Here is a 19350-nt window from a genome sequence, read left to right on the forward strand (position 1 = left end):
GGCCCGTCCGGAGAGGTCTGGAAGGATCCGGTCATGGACGAGACGCGCGGAACCGCTCCCGGCCGCCCCACCGCACCGGCCCCGGTACGCGCCACCCCGCGCACCGCCTCACCGAGCACCGCACGGGCGATCAACGACCGGCTGGCCCTTCAACTCCTCCAGAACGAGGGCCCGTTGACCGCCGGGGAGCTGAAGGCCGGCACCGGCCTGTCCCGGCCGACCGTCGCCGACCTCGTCGAGCGCCTCCAGGCCGCCGGGCTGATCGCGGTGGTCGGCGAGTCCGGCGCGCGGCGGCGCGGGCCCAACGCCCGGCTGTACGGGATCGTCGCCGACCGGGCCCACCTGGCCGCCGTGGACCTGCGTGCGGACAGTGCCACAATCGCGGTCGCCGATCTGCTCGGCCGGGTGCAGGCCGAGACCGCCGTCCCGGCCGGCCCGGACACGGACCCCGTGCAGGCGGCGGCGAACGGCGTCGCCGCCCTGGAGAAACTGCTCGGCGCGGCCGGGGCGGCCCGGCCGCACACCGTCGCCGTCGGCGCGCCCGGCCTGGTGGACCCGGCCACCGGGCGCTTCCGCGGCACCGATGGGGTGCCCGCCTGGCACGCCGCGCTCGTCACGGCGCTCGGCGCCCTGCCCGCCGCGCCCGTCCTGCTGGAGAACGAGGTCAACCTCGCCGCCATCGCGGAACAGCGCGATGGCGCCGCGCGCGGTCGCGACACCTTCGTGCTGCTCTGGCTCGGCCACGGCACCGGCGCCGCCGTCGTCCTGGACGGCCGGCTGCGGCGCGGTGCCTCGGGCGGCACGGGCGAGATCGGCTTCCTGCCCGTACCGGGCACGGGCGGGCTGCCCACCGCCGCGGGCTGCGACGGCGGCTTCCACTCGCTGGCGGGCTCGGCGGCGGTGTGCGGACTGGCCGCCGAGTACGGGATCGAGGCGGGCGGGACGGAGGGGGGCGCCCCAGGCGAGCCCGACCCCGGCGCGCCCCCCGCCGAGGCGCTGGTCCGCGCCGCCGTCCACGCGGGCGGGGCCGGGGCCGCCTTCCTGGACGCGCTGGCCGCCCGGATCGCCCTCGGGGCCGCGGCCGTCTGCGCCGTACTGGACCCCGGCTGTGTCGTCCTCGGCGGCGAGACCGGCCGCGCGGGCGGCGACGCGCTGGCCGAGCGGGTCGCCGGCCACCTCGCCCGGATGTCCCCGCTGCACACCGAGGTGCGCGCGGGCACGGTCGGCGGCCGGGCGGTGCTGCGCGGCGCGGTGCTCGCCGCGATGGACGCGGCGCAGGACGACCTGTTCGGACCCGCGGGCTGAGTAACGGCCGCCGCGCCACCGGCCCCGCCTATTGCTCGGCCCTCGCCTGCCGTCCGGTCCCCGCCTGCCGCCCGGCCCCGCCTACCGCTCCGCAGCCGCCTTCCCGGTCTTCCCGCCGCGCTCCGCCAGGAAGTCCCCGTATTCCACCGTCCCGTCCGCATGATCGAGCGCCAGGTTCTCGCCCCGCCGCAGGGCGCCGAACAGCCTGCCCGGCAGCCACAGCGGTACGAGCAGGCGCCGCCGCCCGCCGGCCCGCAGGGTGTCCCGTACGAGGGCGTGGGCGCTACGGACCTCCGGGCCGCCCATGTCCGGGACCCGGCCCGCCGGTTCGCCGCAGGCCAGCGCGACCAGCCGGTCGGCGACCTCGCGTACGTCCACCGGCTGGAGCCGCACACCGGCCGGCACCGGGATCACCGGGAGCCGCGCCCCGGCCTTGACCATCCGCAGCACCAGGTCGTGGAACTGGGTGGTGCGCAGCACGGTCCAGCCCAGCCCGGAGTCCGCGACCAGCCGCTCCACGTCGCGCTTGGCGCGGTAGTAGGCCAGCGGTACGCGGTCCACGCCGACGATGGAGATATAGGCCAGATGCCGCACCCCGGCCGCCCGCGCCGCCTCGATGAGCCGCCCCGCGGCCTCGGTGTCGCCGGTCGGCGACGACGCGCAGTGGATCACCGTGTGCACGCCCGCCAGCGCCGGGGCCAGTCCGGAGCCGTCGCGCAGGTCCACCGCGTACGCACTCAGCCGGGGCCGCTCGGCGCCGGTGCGCGGACGGCGGCTGAGCGTGCGCACGTCATGGCCGTCGGCGAGCAGCCGTTCGACCACGGCGCGGCCGAGCGTGCCGGTGCCGCCGGTCACCAGAATCGTCGTCATCGCGATCAGTCCTCGCAGGTAGGGGGTGGGTGCCGGGGCGGGGCCGGGGAGGCCCGGCACCGTACCGGCAGGGCGCCGGGCCGGAGCGTGACACGCACGCCGCATCCTGTGAGGCACCCCACAGGCCGCCGCCCGCATGGCCGACGATCAGACGTGGCAGACTGAAGCCGTACTGAATTGACATACGCAGCGCACTCCGGGGTCGGTGAAAGTCCGAACCGGCGGTAACAGTCCGCGACCCGGCCGCCTCCAGCGGTCGGTTGAGCAGGTGGAATTCCTGCACCGACGGTTAAAGTCCGGATGGGAGGCAGTGCGCGGCGGGCGAGCAGCGGTATACCGCCGTCGGCGGCGGTCGTCCTCGTGTCCACGAGCGGCGGCCCCCTTTCCGGCACCGGTGTCCCCGTTGTCCCGTTCCCGTTTTCCTGTCCTTCGTGACAGCCCCGGAGTCCGTGCCTTCACAGGCAGGAGGACCCGGTGGCCACCCCAGCTCCCGCCGAGACCGCGGCGATGCGCCGAGCCATCCAGCTTGCCGCCCACGGCCTCGGGCACACCAGCCCCAATCCCGTCGTCGGCTGTGTCGTCCTAGACGCCGCCGGGCACACCGTGGGGGAGGGCTGGCACGAGCGGGCCGGCGGTCCGCACGCCGAGGTCAACGCGCTGCGCGAGGCGGGCGACCGGGCCCGCGGCGGCACCGCCTTCGTCACCCTGGAGCCCTGCAACCACACCGGCCGTACGGGACCGTGCGCGCAGGCCCTCATCGAGGCGGGCATCGCCCGGGTGCACTACGCCGTCCCGGACCCGAACCCCACCGCCACCGGCGGCTCCACCACCCTCGCCGAGGCCGGGATCGAGGTCGAGGGCGGGCTGCTCGCCGACGAGGCCGCGGCCGGCAACGAGGCGTGGCTGACCGCCGTACTGCGCCGCCGCCCGTTCGTCCTGTGGAAGTACGCCGCCACCCTCGACGGCCGGATCGCCGCCGCCGACGGCACCAGCCGCTGGATCAGCTCGGCCGAGTCCCGTGCCGATGTGCACCGGCTGCGCGCCCAGGCGGACGCGGTGATCGTCGGCTCCGGCACCGCCCGCGCCGACGACCCGCACCTCGGCGCCAGGATCGCCGGCCTGACCGACTCCGAGGTCAGCCAGCCGCTGCGGGTCGTGGTCGACACCGGCGCCGCCGTCGTCAAGCCCGGCGCCCGGGTCCTGGACGGCACCGCGCCCACCCTGATCGCGGTCGCCGAGGACGCCGACGCCGGCCACCTCGAAGGACTCGCCCCGATCGTCCGCCTGCCGCGTACCGCCGACGGCACCGGACTGCACATTCCCGCCCTGCTCGACGCCCTGTACGCACGCGACGTGCGGTCCGTGCTCCTGGAAGGCGGCCCGACCCTGGCCGGTTCCTTCCTGGCCGCGCACGCCGTGGACAAGGTCGTCGGCTATCTCGCGCCCGTCCTGCTCGGCGCCGGTCCCGCCGCCCTCGGCGACGCCGGAATCGGCACGATCGACCAGGCGTTGCGCCTCGATGTGACCGCCACCGACCGGCTCGGCCCCGACCTGCGCGTCACCGCCGTACCGGTCCGCCACGCCCTGAACGAGGAGAACTGACGTGTTCACCGGAATCGTCGAAGAACTGGGTGAGGTCGCCGCCGTCGAGCACCTCGGCGACAGCTCCCGGTTCACCCTGCGCGGCCCGCTCGTCACCCAGGACGCGAAGCACGGCGACTCGATCGCCGTCAACGGCGTCTGCCTGACCGTCGTGGACACCGGCGACGGCACCTTCACCGCCGATGTGATGGCCGAGACGCTGCACCGCTCCAGCCTCGGCGCCCTCGCCGCCGGCTCCCGCGTCAACCTCGAACGCCCGATGGCGCTCGGCGGGCGGCTGGGCGGCCACCTCGTCCAGGGCCATGTGGACGGCACCGGCACGATCGTCTCGCGGACGCCCGGCGAGCACTGGGAGGTCGTGAAGGTCGCGCTGCCCGCCCATCTCGCCCGCTACGTCGTGGAGAAAGGCTCCATCACCGTCGACGGCGTCAGCCTCACCGTCGTCGACGCGGCCGACGACCACTTCACCATCAGCCTGATCCCCACCACCCTCGCCCTGACCACCCTCGGCATCAAGCAGCCCGGCGACCCGGTCAACCTGGAGGTCGACGTGCTGGCGAAGTACGTGGAGCGGCTGCTGGGCCAGGGCCGGGGCACTGGGACGGCCGTCGCGGCCGTGGAAGAGAGCCTGCGGTGAACGTCCTCGACTGGCTCAACGGCCCGGCGTTCACCGCCTTCGGACAGCAGGTCATCTGGTCCGACATGGTCGGCAACAGCATCGGCCTGGCCGCCCTCGCCTTCGGCTGGCGGCGCTCCATATGGACCTGGCCCGCCCAGTTCCTGTCCGGCCTGATCCTCGTCTCCGCGTACGCCTACGCCCACCTCAGCGGCGGCGTCGGCAAGCAGCTGCTGGTCATCGGCGTGGCGCTGTGGGGCTGGCGGCAGTGGCAGCGCGGCCGGCGGCAGGCCCAGGACGGTTCCATCGCCGTCCGCTTCGCCACCTGGCGCGAGCGGGCCCTGCTCATCGCCGGCACCGCCGCTGGCACCGCCGCCGTCGGCTCGCTGTTCGCCCTCGTACCGCAGCTGTCCTGGAACCCCTGGCCCGACGCGTACATCTTCGTCGGCACCCTGGCGGCGATGGTCGCCCAGGCCCGCGGCCTGGTCGAGTTCTGGTTCGCCTGGCTGCTCGTCGACATCGTGGGCGTCCCCCTGGCCTTCAGCAGCGGCCTGGCCTTCTCCGGCCTGGTCTACGTCGTCTATCTCGGCCTCGTCCTGTGGGGCATGCGCGACTGGTGGCTGCGTTCCCGTACGAATCCGCAGCCCGTCCTGGAAGGAGCGGCGGCATGACCGCACTGCAGAGCTGGTACGACTCCGAGGGCACGGTGGCTCCTGACGCCGCCCTGGCCCTGGACCCCATCGAGCAGGCCGTCGCGGACATCGCCGCGGGCCGCCCCGTCGTGGTCGTGGACGACGAGAGCCGGGAGAACGAGGGCGACCTCGTGGTGGCCGCTGAACGGGCCACCCCGGAAATCCTCGCCTTCATGATGAGCGAGTGCCGCGGCCTGATCTGCGCCCCCATGGACGGCGCCGAACTGGACCGCCTGGCGCTGCCGCAGATGGTCGAGCAGAACACCGAGTCGATGCGCACCGCGTTCACCGTCTCCGTCGACGCGAGCGCCGCGCACGGCGTCAGCACCGGCATCTCCGCCGCCGACCGCGCCACCACCCTGCGCCTGCTGGCCTCCGGCGAGGCCGCCCCCGCCGACTTCGTCCGGCCGGGCCACATCTTCCCGCTGCGCGCCCGCGACGGCGGCGTACTGGAGCGCAACGGCCACACCGAGGCCGGGGTGGACCTCGCCCGGCTGGCCGGGCTGCGGCCCGCCGCCGCGATCGTGGAGATCGCCGGCGAGGACGGCACGATGCTGCGGCTGCCCGAGCTGGTGCCGTTCGCCCGCAAGCACGGCCTGTCGATCATCTCCATCGAGGACCTGATCGCCTACCGCCGCAGCTCGGAGCCCACCGTCCGCCGTGAGGCGACGACCCGGCTGCCCACCCGGCACGGCGAGTTCACCGCGTACGGCTACCGCTCCACCGTCGACGGCGTCGAGCATGTCGCGCTGGTGGCCGGGGAGATCGGCGACGGCGAGGACGTCCTCGTACGGGTCCATTCGGAGTGCCTGACCGGCGACATCTTCCACTCGCTGCGCTGCGACTGCGGCCCCCAGCTGGAGGAGTCGCTGCGGCGCGTGCAGGAGGCGGGCCGCGGCGTGGTGATCTACCTGCGCGGCCACGAGGGACGCGGCATCGGGCTGCTGTCCAAGCTGCGCGCGTACGAGCTCCAGGAGCGCGGCCGTGACACCCTCGACGCCAACCTGGAGCTGGGCCTGCCCGCCGACGCCCGGGACTACGGCGCGGGCGCCCAGATGCTGGCCGACCTGGGCGTGCGGTCGCTGCGCCTGATGACCAACAACCCGGAGAAGACCGAGGCGCTGGTCCGGTACGGGCTCAAGGTCACCGGCCGCGAGCCGATGCCTGTCCAGGCGGGCGAGCACAACCTGCGGTACCTGCGCACCAAGCGGGACCGGATGGGGCACGACCTGCCCTGGCTCGACGCGGAGCGCGCGTCGGCCTGCGGCCACCAGTAGCACCGCGGCCGGACCCCGGCCGTCCCACCCGTTACGTACACGAACACCACGAGGAGAACCGTGAGCGGCAAGGGCGCACCCGAACTGTCCGTGAAGAACTGTGGCGACCTGCGGGTGGCCGTCATCGCCGCCCAGTGGCACGAGAAGGTGATGGACGGCCTGGTGGACGGCGCCCTGCGCGCCCTGTCCGAGCTGGGCATCGACGAGCCGACGCTGCTGCGCGTGCCCGGCAGCTTCGAGCTGCCGGTGGTCGCCAAGGTGCTGGCCGGCCGCGGCTACGACGCGATCGTGGCGCTCGGCGTCGTCATCCGCGGCGGCACCCCGCACTTCGACTACGTCTGCCAGGGCGTCACCCAGGGCCTGACGCAGGTCAGCGTGGACACCGGCGTACCGATCGGGTTCGGCGTGCTGACCTGCGACACCGAGGAGCAGGCACTGGACCGGGCCGGAATCTTCGGCTCCACCGAGGACAAGGGCCACGAGGCGGTGACCGCCGCCGTCGCCACCGCCGCGACGCTGCGCACCGTCGCCGAGCCCTGGCGCTGAGCGGCGCCCCGCGACCGCGTAGGGTGGGGCCCATCATGTCCAAGAAGACGTTCGAGGAGCTGTTCACCGAGCTCCAGCAGAAGGCCGCCGGCGACCCCGCCACCTCCCGCACCGCCGAACTGGTCCAGTCCGGCGTCCATGCGATCGGCAAGAAGGTCGTCGAGGAGGCCGCCGAGGTGTGGATGGCCGCGGAGTACGAATCCGACGAGGCCGCCGCCGAGGAGATCTCCCAGCTCCTGTACCACCTTCAGGTGATGATGGTCGCCAAGGGCCTCACCCTCGACGACGTCTACGCCCACCTCTGAGCCGCCCGGCTCGCCCCGCACCACCCCTTTTCCCTGTCACCCCTCGTACGAAGGAAGTCACCTCTCATGCTGCGCATCGCCGTCCCGAACAAGGGTTCACTGTCCGAGCCTGCGTCGGCGATGCTCCATGAGGCCGGCTACCGCCAGCGCAAGGACCGCAGGGAACTGGTCCTGGTCGACGCGGAGAACGAGGTCGAGTTCTTCTTCCTGCGCCCGCGCGACATCGCGGTCTACGTCGGCTCCGGCAAGCTGGACATCGGCATCACCGGCCGCGACCTGCTGCTGGACTCCGGCGCACAGGCCGAGGAGATCATGCAGCTCGGCTTCGCCGGCTCGACCTTCCGCTACGCCACCCGGCCGGGCACCGCCAAGGAGGTCACCGACTTCGACGGCATGACGGTCGCGACCTCCTTCTCCGGCCTGGTCACCCAGCACCTCGCCGACAACGGCGTGAACGCCTCCGTCGTCCACCTCGACGGCGCGGTGGAGACCGCCATCCAGCTCGGCGTCGCCGAGATCATCGCCGATGTGGTGGAGACCGGCACCACGCTGCGCAACGCCGGACTGGAGATCATCGGCGAGCCGATCCTGAAGTCCGAGGCGGTTGTCATCCGCGGCAAGGACGCGCCCGAGGACGACCCGAAGGTCCGCCAGTTCCTGCGCCGCATGCAGGGTGTCCTGGTGGCCCGGCGCTACGTGATGATGGACTACGACATCCGCGTCGAGCACGTCGAGAAGGCCGTCGCCCTCACCCCGGGCCTGGAGTCGCCGACCGTCTCCCCGCTGCACCACGAGGGCTGGGTCGCGGTCCGCTCGATGGTCCCCGCCAAGGACGCCCAGCGCATCATGGACGAGCTGTACGAGCTCGGCGCCCGCGCCATCCTGACCACCGGCATCCACGCCTGCCGCCTCTGACCCGGCGGTCCGGCCGCCGCCGACGGGTGGCGGCCACCTCCGCCGCCGGCCCGCGCCGGCGGCCCGTACGAAAGAGCCCAGCGACGTGTCCGCGCCCGCATCCGCGCCCCTGCCCGCCCTCCCGGTGACGTTCCGGCCCGGCCGTACCCGGGCCGTGCTGTACGGCGTCGGCATCGCCCAGCTCGCCGTGCTCACGGTGATCGCCATGCTGCTGCCGAAGCTCGGCCCCGGCGAGCGGATCAGCTTCGTGTTCACGGGACTGATCGTGCTCGGCGTGCTCCTGCTGCTCGCCCGCCCCAAGGTGGTCGCCCACCAGGACGGCATCACGGTCGTCAACCTCACCACCAAGCGCGAGCTGGCCTGGGCCCAGGTGCTGCGCGTCAACCTGCGCCAGGGCGACCCGTGGGTGCACCTCGACCTGGCGGACGGCACCAGCCTGCCCGCCATGGGCATCCAGCCCGGCATCGCGCGCGACCAGGCGATCCGGGACGCCCGTACGCTCCGGGCGCTCGCCGACAGTCACGGCACCGGCAGTCAGCCGGGCGGATGACCTGCCCGCACCGGGGCCCGGCTGATTACCCTGGTGCCCAGGGCGCGCCCGCGCCCCGCCCCGGACCGGGGCCCCAGCGACCTGAGGAGTGACTCCCTCCAGCAATGGACGGATCGTCCGGTAGTACCTGCGCCGCCCCTCCGCCGGAACCCCCGCATCCGCGGGCCTTCGGCTCCCTCACGGAGGCGGCGGCATGACCGCCAGTCTGCTGCTGCTCGCGGCGGCACTCGTCCTGATCCTCGCCAACGGCTTCTTCGTCGCCGCCGAATTCGGCCTGGTGACCGTGGAGAAGGCGGAGGCCGAACGGGCCGCCGCCGCGGGCGACCGGCGCGCCCGCACCGTCGTCTCCGCGCTGCGCGAACTCTCCTTCCAGCTCTCCGGCACCCAGCTCGGCATCACCATCACCTCCCTGGTGGTCGGCATGCTCGCCGAGCCCGCCCTCGCCCACCTGCTGTCCGGGCCGCTGACCGCCCTCGGGCTGCCGGCCGGCGCCGTACCGGGCATCGCCGTCGTCATCGGGATGCTGCTGGCCTCCGCCGTGCAGATGGTCCTCGGCGAGCTGGTGCCCAAGAACTGGGCGGTCTCCAAGCCGCTCCAGGTCGCCCGCTTCGTGGCCGGCCCGCAGGGCGCCTTCTCGCGGTTCTTCCGCCCGGTGATCTCCCTGCTGAACACGGTCGCCAACCGGCTCGTACGGGCCCTGGGCGTGGAGCCGACCGACGAGCTGGCCTCCGCCCGCACCCCCGGTGAACTGGTCTCGCTGGCCCACCACTCGGCCCGCGCCGGGGTGATCGAGCAGGACACCGCCGACCTGTTCGTGCGCACCCTCTCGCTCGGCGGGCTGACCGCCGAGAACGTGATGACCCCGCGGGTACGGGTCAGCGCCCTCCAGGCGTCCGCGACCGCCGAGGACGTCCTCAACCTCACCCGCGCCACCGGCCTGTCCCGCTTCCCCGTCTACCACACCCGGCTCGACGAGGTCGTGGGCATGGTGCACCTCAAGGACGCCCTCGCGGTGCCCGAGCACGAGCGGCTGCGCACCCCGGCCGGGCGGATCGCCGTACCGCCGCTCCTGGTGCCCGAGACGCTGCCGGTGCAGCCGCTGCTGGAGCGGCTGCGCAGCGAGCAGCCGATAGCCGTGGTCGTCGACGAGTACGGCGGCACGGCGGGCGTGGTCACCCTGGAGGACATCGTCGAGGAACTGGTCGGCGAGGTCCGCGACGAGCACGACCGGGCGGTGCTGCCCGAGCTGGCGCAGGCGCCGCCCGAGGACGGCCGCCCGTCCTGGGACGCGGACGGCGGCTGCCGGGTCGACACGCTGCGCCGGATCGGACTGGACGCGCCCGACGGCCCGTACGAGACCGTGGCCGGACTGGTCGCGCACATACTCGGGCGGGTGCCGGCCCCCGGCGACACCGCCGAACTGGACGGCTGGCGGCTGCGGGTGCGGCTGGTGTCCCACCACCGCGCCGCACGGGTCCGGATCATACGGACGGCCGGCGCCGCCGCCCCCGCCCCGCTGCTCGCGGAGGTGGCCCGGTGAGTTTCCTGCAGCTTCTGTTCGCCGCCTTCCTGGTCCTGGTCAACGGCTTCTTCGTGGGCGCCGAGTTCGCGCTCGTCTCGGTGCGCCGCAGCCAGATCGAGCCGCTGGCCACCGCGGGCTCCAAGCGGGCCCGCAAGGTGCTGCACGGCCTGGAGAACCTGCCGCAGATGATGGCGGCGGCCCAGTTCGGCATCACCGTCTGCTCCCTGACGCTCGGCGCGGTCGCCGAACCGACCGTCGCCCGCCTCCTGGAGCCCCTCTTCCACGCGGCGCACCTGCCCGCGCCGCTGATCCACCCGCTCGGCTACGTCATCGCCCTGGCCGCGGTGGTCTTCCTCCACCTCGTCATCGGCGAGATGGTCCCGAAGAACCTGGCGATGGCCGCGCCGGAGAAGACCGCGCTGTGGTTCAGCCCCGGCCTGGTCGCCTTCGCCCGGCTGTGCCGCCCGGTCACCGCCCTGCTCGGGGCGTGCGCCCGCGGTGTGCTGCGGCTGTTCCGCGTCGAGCCGAAGGACGAGGTCGAGGCGGTCTTCACGAGCGAACAGCTCACCCACCTCGTCGAGGACTCCAAGCAGGCCGGGCTGCTGGCCCCGGCCGAGCAGGAGCGCCTGTCCGACGCGCTGGAGCTGGGCAGCCACCCGGTCACCGACGTGCTCCTGGACCCGGCCGGGCTGGTGACGGTCGATCCGGCGGTCACCCCGCGCCAGGTCGAGGAGCTGACCGTCAAGACCGGCTACTCCCGCTTCCCGGTGTCCGCGCCCGGCGGCGCGTACATGGGCTACCTGCACGTCAAGGACGTACTGGACCTGGAGGAGGGCGACCGTGCGGTGCCGCAGCACATCTGGCACCCGATGACGACGCTGCGCGCCGAACTCCCCCTGGACGACGCGCTGACCGCGATGCGCCGGTCCGCCTCCCACCTGGCCGCCGTCGCCGACGCGACCGGGCGGGTGCTCGGCCTGGTGGCGCTGGAGGACGTACTGGAGAAGCTGGTGGGGGAGGTGCGCGATCCGGCGCACCGGCAGGAGGACCTGGTGCCCGTGGCGGCGTTCGGGGCGCAGGGCACCCGGGTGCCCGAGGTGCCGGGGCTCACCGAGGCGCCGGGGCTCACCGAGACACCAGGGCTCCCCGGGGCGCCGGGCGACCGGCTGTCCGGGCCGCGGAGCGAGCCGGAGTCGGCCCGGGAGGACCGGGCGCTGGCGGGCTGAGCCGCCCGTGACGTACGAGTGAGCCCGCGGCCTCTCCGCGGGCTCACGCCGTTTCCGGCCAGTCCCAGCCGAGCTGTGCGAACATGCCCAGCCGGTCGCTGACCGCCCGGATCTCCGTGATCTTCCCGGCCCGTACGGTGAAGATCCATATCTGCTCCACCGCGAACCGCCGGCCGGTGGGCCGCGGCATCCGCGGATGCGCCCCGGTGTGCACCCCGCCGACGAGCAGCCGGGCCACCACGCGGTCGCCCTCCGCGATGAGTTCACGCGGCTCCATCCGTGCCTCGGAGAAGGCGTCGAGCTGCTGCCGGAAGCCGTCGAAGGCGGCGCCCGACGCGTCCGGCTCGCCATGGATGATCTTGTTGTGGTCGATCACGTCCGCCGCCAGGTACCTCGGCAGCTCCGCCGTCCGCCGTGCGCTGATCGCCGTGAACAGGCCGGTGACGAGCTGCTTGTTCTGCTCCGTGCGGGTCGCGTCCATGCTGCCGTTCCTCTTTTCTTACGGTGTAAGTAGCGGACTGCCGGGTAGAATCGCCTTACGTTGTAAGAAAGTCAAGGAGGGATGGACGTGACCAAGGGGCCGAAGCGGGCGCGTGGAGAGCGGGCCGGGCTGTCCCGGCAGCGGGTGCTGGACGCGGCGCTCGCGCTGGTCGACCGCGACGGACTCGCCGCCCTCTCGATGCGCCGGCTCGGCGCCGACCTCGGCGTCGAGGCCATGACGCTCTATCACTACGTGCCGAACAAGGATGCGTTGCTGGACGGCCTGGTGGAGCGGGTCTTCGAGCAGGCGGCGCCGCTCACCGCCGACGGCGCGCGCTGGCGGCCCGCACTGGAGCAGTACGCCGGGTCGCTGCGCCGCACGCTGCTGCGCCACCCCGCCGTACTGCCCTTGGCGATGAGCCGCCCCGCGGTGACTCCGCAGACCCTCGGTGCGGTGGAGAGCGGTCTGCGGATGCTGCGCGACGCGGGCTTCCCGCTCGGCCGGGCGCTGGACGTACTGAACGCGCTCACCGTCTTCGTCATCGGGCACGCCGCCGTCGAAGCGACCACCGCCCGCGTCAACGAACAGGGCGCGCCCGGCTCAACGGCGTACCTTGCGCAGTTGGACGCGGACCGTTTCCCGCTGCTCGTGGAGGCCGGGCGGGGCGGCCACGGGGCCGACGACGCGGCGCGCTTCGACCACGCCGTACGGGCGCTGCTGGCGGGCTTCGACGGCAGGGTCTGAAGGGTCCGGGCGTCCCGTCAGAGCGGCGGCGGCAGGTCCGGGCCCGGTCCGATGGCCGGGCCGCGCCCGGAGAGGACCTCGCCGTACGCCTGCATCAGATCCGGCAGACGCAAGGTGGCCAGGTCGTCGCGGGACGGGGCGCTGGACCACGTGGACAGCCGCAGGTCGCGGTAGGCGCAGCTCTTCTCGTACAGGGTGCGCAGGAAGCGGCCGTTGCCCAGCTCGTCGATCCAGCCCTGCTCGACGACGTGTCCGCTGATGCTGCGCAGTTCCTCCAGCGACTCCTCGTCCCAGTGGTCGCCGTTCTCGGCGGCCAGCACCTCGCCGATGGCGGTCAGCTCCATCGGCCGGTAGCTCGGGAAGTCGACGCGCGAGGTGAAGCGGGAGGACAGGCCGGGGTTGGCGGCCAGCAGGCGGTCCATGCCCTCCGGGTAGCCGGCGAGGATGACGACGAGCCGGTCGCGGTTGTCCTCGGCCCGCTTGAGCAGCACTTGCAGGGCCTCGTCGCCGTACGCGTCGCCCTTGCTGTACGCCGAGTTCGACAGGCTGTACGCCTCGTCCACGAACAGCACCCCGCCCAGCGCCGAGTCGATCAGCTCGTTCGCCTTCACGGCGGTCTGCCCCAGGAACTCGCCGACCAGGTCGGCCCGTTGCGCCTCGACCAGATGATCACCGCCGAGCAGGCCAAGCGCGTAGAACACCCGGCCGAGTATCCGGGCCACGGTGGTCTTGCCGGTGCCGGACGGCCCGGAGAAGACGAAGTGTCGTTTCGGCGGCTGCACCGGAAGGCCCTGGCCCGCCCGCAGCCGCGCCATCCGCAACTGCGCCGACAACGCCCTGACCTGACGCTTCACCGGCTCCAGCCCGACCATCCGCTCCAGCTCGGCGAGCGCCTTCTCCAGCAGCACCGGGTCGGAAGGGCCGGCCGGCAGCTGGTCGGCGCCGCGCGGCCCGCCGGGCGCGGCCTTCTCCCGTACGGCCGGACCGGCGTCTCCCGGGGAGCCGCCCGCCAGATCGCTGTCCGGGCCCTCCGGCTCGGTCGTGGCCAGCAGCTCCCGCCCGTCCACCGGGTCGAGCGGGGAGAGCGGATCGAGATCGCCGCCCGCCTCCTGGCCGAGACCGGAGGCGGACACGGCCGCCAGGTCCGCGCCCTCCTCCAGGCCGTCGCCCTCGGCTATGGCCGCCAGCCGGGCCGAGGTGTCCATGAACGCCGGGTCGACGCGGTGCACCGCGCGGTACAGCGGCAGCGCCGCCGCGCTGCGGCCGGTGCCCTCGTGGGCCCGGGCGAGCCAGTACCGCAGTTCCTTGCGCTGCGGCTGCTCGCTGCGGCAGCGCATCAGGGCGGCCGCCAGCAGCGGCTCGGCCTGGCCGTACATCTCCTGACGCACCCGCGCCATGCCGCCGAACAGCCCGGCCTCGATGCCGAGCAGCGGATCGTCCAGCAGCGGCTCGGTATGTCGGACGAGCTGGTCCCAGTCCTTGACGAGATAGGCGCGGCAGGCGTGCAGGAAGCGCACCTGCGGGTCGGTGTCCACCGGCGGGCAGCCCGCCAACGCCTGGTCCAGCTCGGCCACATGGCGGCCGTCGAGCCAGTGCGAGGCGTGCGCCAGCAGCAGGTCGCGGCCGGTCTCCAGCACCGGCTGCACCCACCATCCGAGCCAGTACCAGGAATTGAGCGTGCGCCGGTGGCGGGCCCGCTGTTCCCCGAAGCGGTCGCGGTGCCGGTGCATGCGCAGCAGCGCGGTCGAGGTGTCCGCACGCAGCGCGTGCAGGCCGAGCCAGCCGTCGGCCATCGTCGGATCCATCCGCACCGCGGCCCGGAACTCCTCCTCCGCCTGCGGGTACGCGCCCACTGTGTAGGCGTCCACCGCGCGCAGCCAGGCGAGTTCGGCCGGGGCGTGTGTGCCCTGGGTGCCGAAATCCATCACGTCCCCCACAAAACGTCCCCCGTGGTGTGCCGCCGGGCGAGTGCCAGGCCGCAGCGTGTTCGAACCGTCGTACCGTGGACGGGCGTTGCTCGCCGTCCGGGCTCTTCGATGTGCGTCCTTCGGTGGCACGGACTCGCATCGTACCTGCGGTATCGGTGCGTCCCGAAGGGGGCGGCAGGGGGGAAGACGAGGCTCCGCGGCGCGAAGGGGGCGGTGACATAGGGTGAGGGACGGACGGCGTCGGCGCGCGCCGGAAGCGCGGGCCACAGAACGAAGCCCCCGATCACGGGGGAACAACCGGGGGCTTCGCGTCTGCGGGCGGTCCGTCAGAACCGCACATTGAGAACGTAAGTCCTGTACGCCCCCCAGGTCAAGCCGAGTTGAGGCAGTCGGCGGTACGCGCACGGCGACGATCTGCGTACCGCCGGTGGTCTGTCACGGACGGTGACAATTCAGGGGGTACCGTGCGTCCCACCCGGCCCTGGCAGCACCTCGTACCCCTCGGTGCTCGCGCGTACCAGCAGGCCGGCGTGCGGACGCGTGGGGTCCGCCGTGAAATGGGCGCGTTCCGCAGGGATCCAGTCATCCCAGAACCCTTCGAGGCCCTGTCCGTCCCGCAGCCGTCCCCGTTCCCAGGAGTGACCGGCCGTCAGGTCCATCCACAGCAGGCACGCCAGGTACGGGCGCAGGGCGCGCCGGCCCGCGCCCACGCCCTCCATGATGACGGCGTGCGCCGGTACCAGCTCCCGGCGCGCGGTGAACTCCCTGCGCTCCCAGTCGTACACCCGGTACCGCGCGGGCTCCCCGCGCGACAACGGCGCCAGGACCTCCGCCCGGAACCGGTCCGTCCAGGCGAACAGTTCGTCATGGGTGGCGATGTCGTCCAGATGGACGACCGGGGCGTCGTCCAGCGCCGCGGCCAGGCGCCGCGCGAAGGTGCTCTTGCCGGACCCGGCGTGCCCGTCCACCGCGATCAGCCGCACCGGACCGCAGGACGGGGGCAGCGCGCGCAGCCGGGCGGCGAGGGCGCCCAGCCCGTCCGGTGCGCGGGACGGCGCCGGGCCGGACGGGACCGGCCGGATCGGCTCTTGACTCACGCTGCTGCCTGTCTGACGGGGCCCGGGGAACGCGGCAAGATTACCGGTACGGGGCTTTCGGGCCCGCGGACGTCACGGCTGCGCACCCCGCCCCGGGCGCACCCCGGCTGCCGCAATCAGATGATCCCTTTCGCGACGCGCGGCGAACCGCTGGCCGAAGGGCGTGCGCGGGGCAATAGTTGAGCCACGGCCGCCGTACGGGCGGCCCCCGGACCGCCCGTGCCCGGCCCACCGCACCGTCCGCCTCCCGCTCCACGTTCCGCCGGCTCACTCCATCGCATCCGACTGGGGGACCCACCGATGAACAGACCCACGCCCCGGCGTACCGTTCTGGCCGCCGCCCTCGCCGTGGCGGCGGGCGCGGCCACCCCGCTGGCGCACGCCGCCTCCCCTTCCGAACCGTCCGCCGCACCGAAGGCGAAGCGTCTCGTGGACTACCGAGCCTGGCACACCGCAGCCGACTGGAAACAGGGCATCGCGAACGGCACCCGCGTGGTGAACGGGGGCCGCCCCGGGGTGGCCGTCGACCGCCCCGCCGGCTCGGCCGAGTACCGCGACCCGCACACCGGTACCACCGCCACCTGGGAGTACGCGGTCTGGACGTCCCCGGCCCGCACCCTGAAGGTGCCGTCCACGGAAGCCGTCGTCTCCTGGAACGCCCACACACCGGCCGGCACCTGGATCACCGTCGAGATGCGCGGCACGTACAGCGACGGCGGGCGCACCCCGTGGTACGTGATGGGCCGCTGGGCCGCCGGGGACGGCGACATCCGCCGTACCTCCGTCGACGGCCAGAAGGACGGCAGGAGCAACATCTCCACCGACACCTTCGCCATCGACAACCCGGCGAGCGGCCTGCGGCTGTCCTCCTACGAACTGCGCGTCACCCTCCACCGCAGGCCCGGCACCACCCTCACCCCCACCGTGTGGCGCCTGGGCCTGATGGGGTCCGCCGTCCCCGACCGCTTCGACGTGCCGGCCTCCAGGCCGGGCGTCGCAACCGGCCGCGAACTCACCGTGCCGCGCTATTCGCAGGAGATCCACAAGGGCCAGTACCCGGAGTACGACAACGGCGGCGAGGCGTGGTGCAGCCCCACCTCCTCCCAGATGATCATCGAGTACTGGGGCCGCAAACCCACCGCGGCCGACCTGGCCTGGGTCAACCCCGCCTACGCCGACCCCCAGGTCTGCCACGCCGCCCGCTTCACCTACGACTACCAGTACCAGGGCTGCGGCAACTGGCCCTTCAACACCGCCTACGCGGCCACCTACCGCGACATGGAGGCCGCCGTCACCCGCCTCGGCGCCCTCTCCGACGCCGAGACCCTGATCCGCGCCGGCATCCCGGTCATCACCTCGCAGTCGTTCCTGGCCGCCGAACTGACCGGTGCGGGCTACGGCACGGCCGGCCACCTGATGACCGTCATCGGCTTCACCAAGTCCGGCGACGTGATCGCCAACGACCCCAACTCCCCGACGAACGCCGCCGTCCGCCGTGTCTACAAGCGGCGTGAATTCGAACGAATCTGGCTCCGCACCAAGCGCAAGAACGCCGAGGGCAAGGTCGTCAGCGGCACCGGCGGGATCTGTTACGTGTACTTCCCGAGGGAGGTCACCGCTGTTCAGCGGGCCGCGCTGGCGGCGGTGGGGATCAGCTGATCCCCACCGCGCCCCTCCTCCGGCCCGCGTTCGCCCTCTGGCCGATCGTGCGGAACCTGTGGCGCAATGGAACCATCGGGGCCGACGGGGCCCCGATGGTGACGAGTTGGGGGAGGGGCCCATGTCCGTAGCGGTGTGTTCGCTGCTCTGGGACGCGGCGAAGCACGGGGCGGGGACGCAGAAGATCTCGTACGACAGCGACGGGTACCACCTCGTGCGCTTCCCGTACGCGGCGGACGCCGAGTCCTACGACCCGTGGAAGATGCACGATCCGGCCAACGGGGGCGGCACGCCGTCCACGTTCCCCGACGCGCGGTCGGGCCTGATCTGGCCGAGCCACGAGGGCTGGGGCGTGCTGTCCGCGATGGTGTTCTGGGACGCGGACGACCGGCCGAACGAGTACCGGGCCCGGTTCGTGCGCGATCCGCTCGGGCCCGGTTACGACTCGTCGGCCACCACCGACACGTGGAAGACCGGCGGCGGCCAGTACAAGACGTACGTGTGGCAGATGTTCGTTCACCGGGGAACGCCGGTCGGGCTGAAGATCTCCGCGCGCGGGGACGGGGACGCCAAGGTTCCCACCGCGATCACCCACGCGCAGTTCAAGCTGGCGATCCACACGGACGTGGTGCGGCCCTAGGACGGATCAGTCGACCAGACCGAGCGCGGGGCGCAGGCCGTCCGGGCGCTCGGTCACCGGCACATGGTCGACGGGCAGGTACGCGCAGCCCAGCGCCGTCGCCGCGCCGTCCGCCGTGCGGTCGTCGCCCACCATCAGCACGTCCGTGGGCGCCAGCCCCAGCTCCTCGCACGCGATCTCGAAGAGCCGCAGGTCCGGCTTCTGCATGCCGTGCTCGTACGACAGGACGCAGCTGTCGACGAAGCGGTCGAGGCCGTGGGCGCGGAGCACCGGGCGCAGATCCCAGCCGATGTTGCTGACCACGCCGACGCGGATGCCGCGCTGCCGGAGTCCGCCCAGGACCTCGGCGGCGTCCGGGTACGGCGCCCACGCGGCGGCGGTCATATGGCGCTCGTACAGCGCGTCGTACAGCCTGTCGTCGGGCAGCGGCACCTGCCGGGCCAGACCGGTGTACAGCTCGCGGTGCCGGTCCGCGCTGCGGTCCCGGACCTCCCACAGGGCGGCCAGGCCGGGCGGCAGCCGCTCCGGCGAGGGGCCGCCGGGCAGCGCGCCCGCCCGGCCCAGCTCCGCGGCCAGGCGGACGGTCTCCGCCTCAGGGAGCCGCGTCCCGGTCTCCGCGAGCGCCGCGCGCAGCCAGCTCTCCGGCGATTCGATGCGCAGCAGCGTCCCGGAGAAGTCAAAGAGCACACCCTTGATCGTCATACCGCCATCCTGTCGTTCCGACGGCCCGCCGTCATCGACGGGCCGCGTACCGGATTCCGTAGCGTCGTACGTACACGAGCGCCGCGACCGCCACCCAGGCGCCGCCCAGCAGCCAGCCGCCGAGCACGTCCGTCGCCCAGTGGACCCCCAGATACACCCGGGTCAGGCCGACACCGGCCACGGACACCGCGACCAGCGCCGCGGCGGTCCGCCGCCAGGCCCGGCGCGCCCCGTACAGCCGCAGCAGCCACAGGGCGAGGCCGCCCGCGACCGCCGCCGTCATGGCGTGGCCCGAGGGGAAGGCCGCGTAGCCCGCCGAGTCGACGGGGTCCGGCCACACCGGGCGGGGCCGGTCCACCAGGGCCTTCAGCGTCTGCTGGAGCGCGGTGCCCAGGGCCGCCGTGACCGCCACCCAGCAGCCGGGCACCCACTGCCGGCGGCACAGGAGCGCGATGACCGCGACGGCCAGGAGGGCGCGCAAGGTCCAGGGGTCCCAGACCCAGTCGGAGAAGATCCGGTTGGTCTGCGTCAGGCCGGGGTCCGCGACGGCCGTGCGGTGGAAGGCCCTGGCGAGCGACCGGTCGAGGGCGAGCAGGGGGCTCCAGCGGGCGGCGACAAGAGCGAGGAGGGCGGCGAAGGGGAGGAGCAGAAGGAGGGGGAGGAGGGGGGGGGG

The 19350-nt window shown here is 73.5% G+C and carries 20 protein-coding genes and 1 riboswitch; of the genes, 14 read left to right on the forward strand and 6 right to left on the reverse strand.

The annotated features are described in order from the left end of the window. The first annotated feature begins 33 nt into the window (after positions 1-33). Positions 34-1305, forward strand: a complete 1272-nt coding sequence (locus ADK86_RS38530) for an ROK family transcriptional regulator (RefSeq protein WP_078952551.1) — start codon at positions 34-36, stop codon at positions 1303-1305. 81 nt (positions 1306-1386) lie between these two features. On the opposite strand, the gene ADK86_RS38535 is transcribed toward ADK86_RS38530, so the two are convergent. After that, entirely contained in the window at positions 1387-2175 is a 789-nt protein-coding gene (locus ADK86_RS38535) for an SDR family oxidoreductase (protein WP_053700827.1), read from the reverse strand. 187 nt (positions 2176-2362) lie between these two features. Beyond that, positions 2363-2493: riboswitch (FMN riboswitch) on the forward strand. 189 nt (positions 2494-2682) lie between these two features. Here ADK86_RS38535 and ribD point away from each other — a divergent pair. From ribD to ADK86_RS38585, 10 genes are all read left to right on the forward strand, one after another. After that, positions 2683-3777: a bifunctional diaminohydroxyphosphoribosylaminopyrimidine deaminase/5-amino-6-(5-phosphoribosylamino)uracil reductase RibD gene (gene ribD / locus ADK86_RS38540; RefSeq protein ID WP_053700842.1), complete on the forward strand. Its 1095-nt coding sequence runs from the start codon at positions 2683-2685 to the stop codon at positions 3775-3777. A gap of 1 nt (position 3778) precedes the next feature. Continuing rightward, the gene (locus ADK86_RS38545; RefSeq protein WP_053700828.1) at positions 3779-4414 is read left to right on the forward strand and encodes a riboflavin synthase; all 636 of its coding nucleotides are present in this window, start codon (positions 3779-3781) and stop codon (positions 4412-4414) included. Next, positions 4411-5064, forward strand: a complete 654-nt coding sequence (locus tag ADK86_RS38550; RefSeq protein ID WP_030590783.1) for a nicotinamide mononucleotide transporter family protein — start codon at positions 4411-4413, stop codon at positions 5062-5064. The genes ADK86_RS38545 and ADK86_RS38550 overlap by 4 nt, the downstream gene beginning before the upstream one ends. After that, on the forward strand, positions 5061-6362 hold the full coding sequence (locus ADK86_RS38555) for a bifunctional 3,4-dihydroxy-2-butanone-4-phosphate synthase/GTP cyclohydrolase II (RefSeq protein ID WP_053700829.1): 1302 nt from the start codon (positions 5061-5063) through the stop codon (positions 6360-6362). The genes ADK86_RS38550 and ADK86_RS38555 overlap by 4 nt, the downstream gene beginning before the upstream one ends. A 60-nt stretch (positions 6363-6422) precedes the next feature. Then, on the forward strand, positions 6423-6908 hold the full coding sequence (gene ribH, locus ADK86_RS38560) for a 6,7-dimethyl-8-ribityllumazine synthase (RefSeq protein WP_003986918.1): 486 nt from the start codon (positions 6423-6425) through the stop codon (positions 6906-6908). Between the two features lie 23 nt (positions 6909-6931). After that, complete coding sequence (locus tag ADK86_RS38565) at positions 6932-7213, forward strand: phosphoribosyl-ATP diphosphatase (protein ID WP_003986917.1); 282 nt, start codon at positions 6932-6934, stop codon at positions 7211-7213. 66 nt (positions 7214-7279) lie between these two features. After that, the gene (gene hisG, locus ADK86_RS38570) at positions 7280-8128 is read left to right on the forward strand and encodes an ATP phosphoribosyltransferase (protein ID WP_030375139.1); all 849 of its coding nucleotides are present in this window, start codon (positions 7280-7282) and stop codon (positions 8126-8128) included. An 85-nt stretch (positions 8129-8213) separates the two neighbouring features. Then, positions 8214-8678, forward strand: a complete 465-nt coding sequence (locus ADK86_RS38575) for a PH domain-containing protein (RefSeq protein ID WP_053700830.1) — start codon at positions 8214-8216, stop codon at positions 8676-8678. A gap of 193 nt (positions 8679-8871) precedes the next feature. Then, positions 8872-10218: a hemolysin family protein gene (locus ADK86_RS38580; protein ID WP_053700831.1), complete on the forward strand. Its 1347-nt coding sequence runs from the start codon at positions 8872-8874 to the stop codon at positions 10216-10218. Beyond that, positions 10215-11426 (forward strand): hemolysin family protein, encoded by a 1212-nt coding sequence (locus ADK86_RS38585; RefSeq protein WP_053700832.1) that lies wholly within the window; start codon positions 10215-10217, stop codon positions 11424-11426. Before ADK86_RS38580 ends, ADK86_RS38585 begins: the two co-directional genes overlap by 4 nt. Before the next feature lie 43 nt (positions 11427-11469). Here ADK86_RS38585 and ADK86_RS38590 read toward each other — a convergent pair whose 3' ends face one another. Beyond that, complete coding sequence (locus ADK86_RS38590; protein ID WP_053700833.1) at positions 11470-11907, reverse strand: ester cyclase; 438 nt, start codon at positions 11905-11907, stop codon at positions 11470-11472. An 81-nt stretch (positions 11908-11988) separates the two neighbouring features. On the opposite strand from ADK86_RS38590, the gene ADK86_RS38595 reads away from it, so the two are divergent. Further along, positions 11989-12651 carry a TetR/AcrR family transcriptional regulator C-terminal domain-containing protein gene (locus ADK86_RS38595; RefSeq protein ID WP_053700834.1) on the forward strand — a complete coding sequence of 221 codons (663 nt, stop codon included), beginning with the start codon at positions 11989-11991 and terminating at the stop codon, positions 12649-12651. Between the two features lie 17 nt (positions 12652-12668). Here ADK86_RS38595 and ADK86_RS38600 read toward each other — a convergent pair whose 3' ends face one another. Together ADK86_RS38600 and ADK86_RS38605 are read right to left on the reverse strand one after the other, a co-directional pair. After that, complete coding sequence (locus ADK86_RS38600) at positions 12669-14576, reverse strand: AAA family ATPase (protein ID WP_053700843.1); 1908 nt, start codon at positions 14574-14576, stop codon at positions 12669-12671. Positions 14577-15031: 455 nt separating this feature from the next. Further along, the gene (locus ADK86_RS38605; protein ID WP_420718910.1) at positions 15032-15676 is read right to left on the reverse strand and encodes a uridine kinase family protein; all 645 of its coding nucleotides are present in this window, start codon (positions 15674-15676) and stop codon (positions 15032-15034) included. Between the two features lie 300 nt (positions 15677-15976). Between ADK86_RS38605 and ADK86_RS38610 the strand changes: the two genes are divergently transcribed. Together ADK86_RS38610 and ADK86_RS38615 are read left to right on the forward strand one after the other, a co-directional pair. Next, complete coding sequence (locus tag ADK86_RS38610) at positions 15977-17335, forward strand: peptidase C39 family protein (RefSeq protein WP_053700835.1); 1359 nt, start codon at positions 15977-15979, stop codon at positions 17333-17335. Positions 17336-17456: 121 nt separating this feature from the next. Beyond that, positions 17457-17975: a hypothetical protein gene (locus ADK86_RS38615; protein WP_053700836.1), complete on the forward strand. Its 519-nt coding sequence runs from the start codon at positions 17457-17459 to the stop codon at positions 17973-17975. A gap of 6 nt (positions 17976-17981) precedes the next feature. On the opposite strand, the gene ADK86_RS38620 is transcribed toward ADK86_RS38615, so the two are convergent. Both ADK86_RS38620 and ADK86_RS38625 read right to left on the reverse strand, forming a co-directional pair. Continuing rightward, positions 17982-18677, reverse strand: a complete 696-nt coding sequence (locus tag ADK86_RS38620) for an HAD family hydrolase (protein WP_053700837.1) — start codon at positions 18675-18677, stop codon at positions 17982-17984. Between the two features lie 31 nt (positions 18678-18708). After that, positions 18709-19350 (reverse strand): phosphatase PAP2 family protein (locus ADK86_RS38625; RefSeq protein ID WP_053700838.1); only part of this gene is annotated, 642 nt, incomplete at its 5' end.

The sequence above is a fragment of the Streptomyces sp. NRRL F-5755 genome (genome assembly GCF_001279365.1).
In the GTDB taxonomy this organism is placed as follows: Bacteria; Actinomycetota; Actinomycetes; order Streptomycetales; family Streptomycetaceae; genus Streptomyces; species Streptomyces rimosus.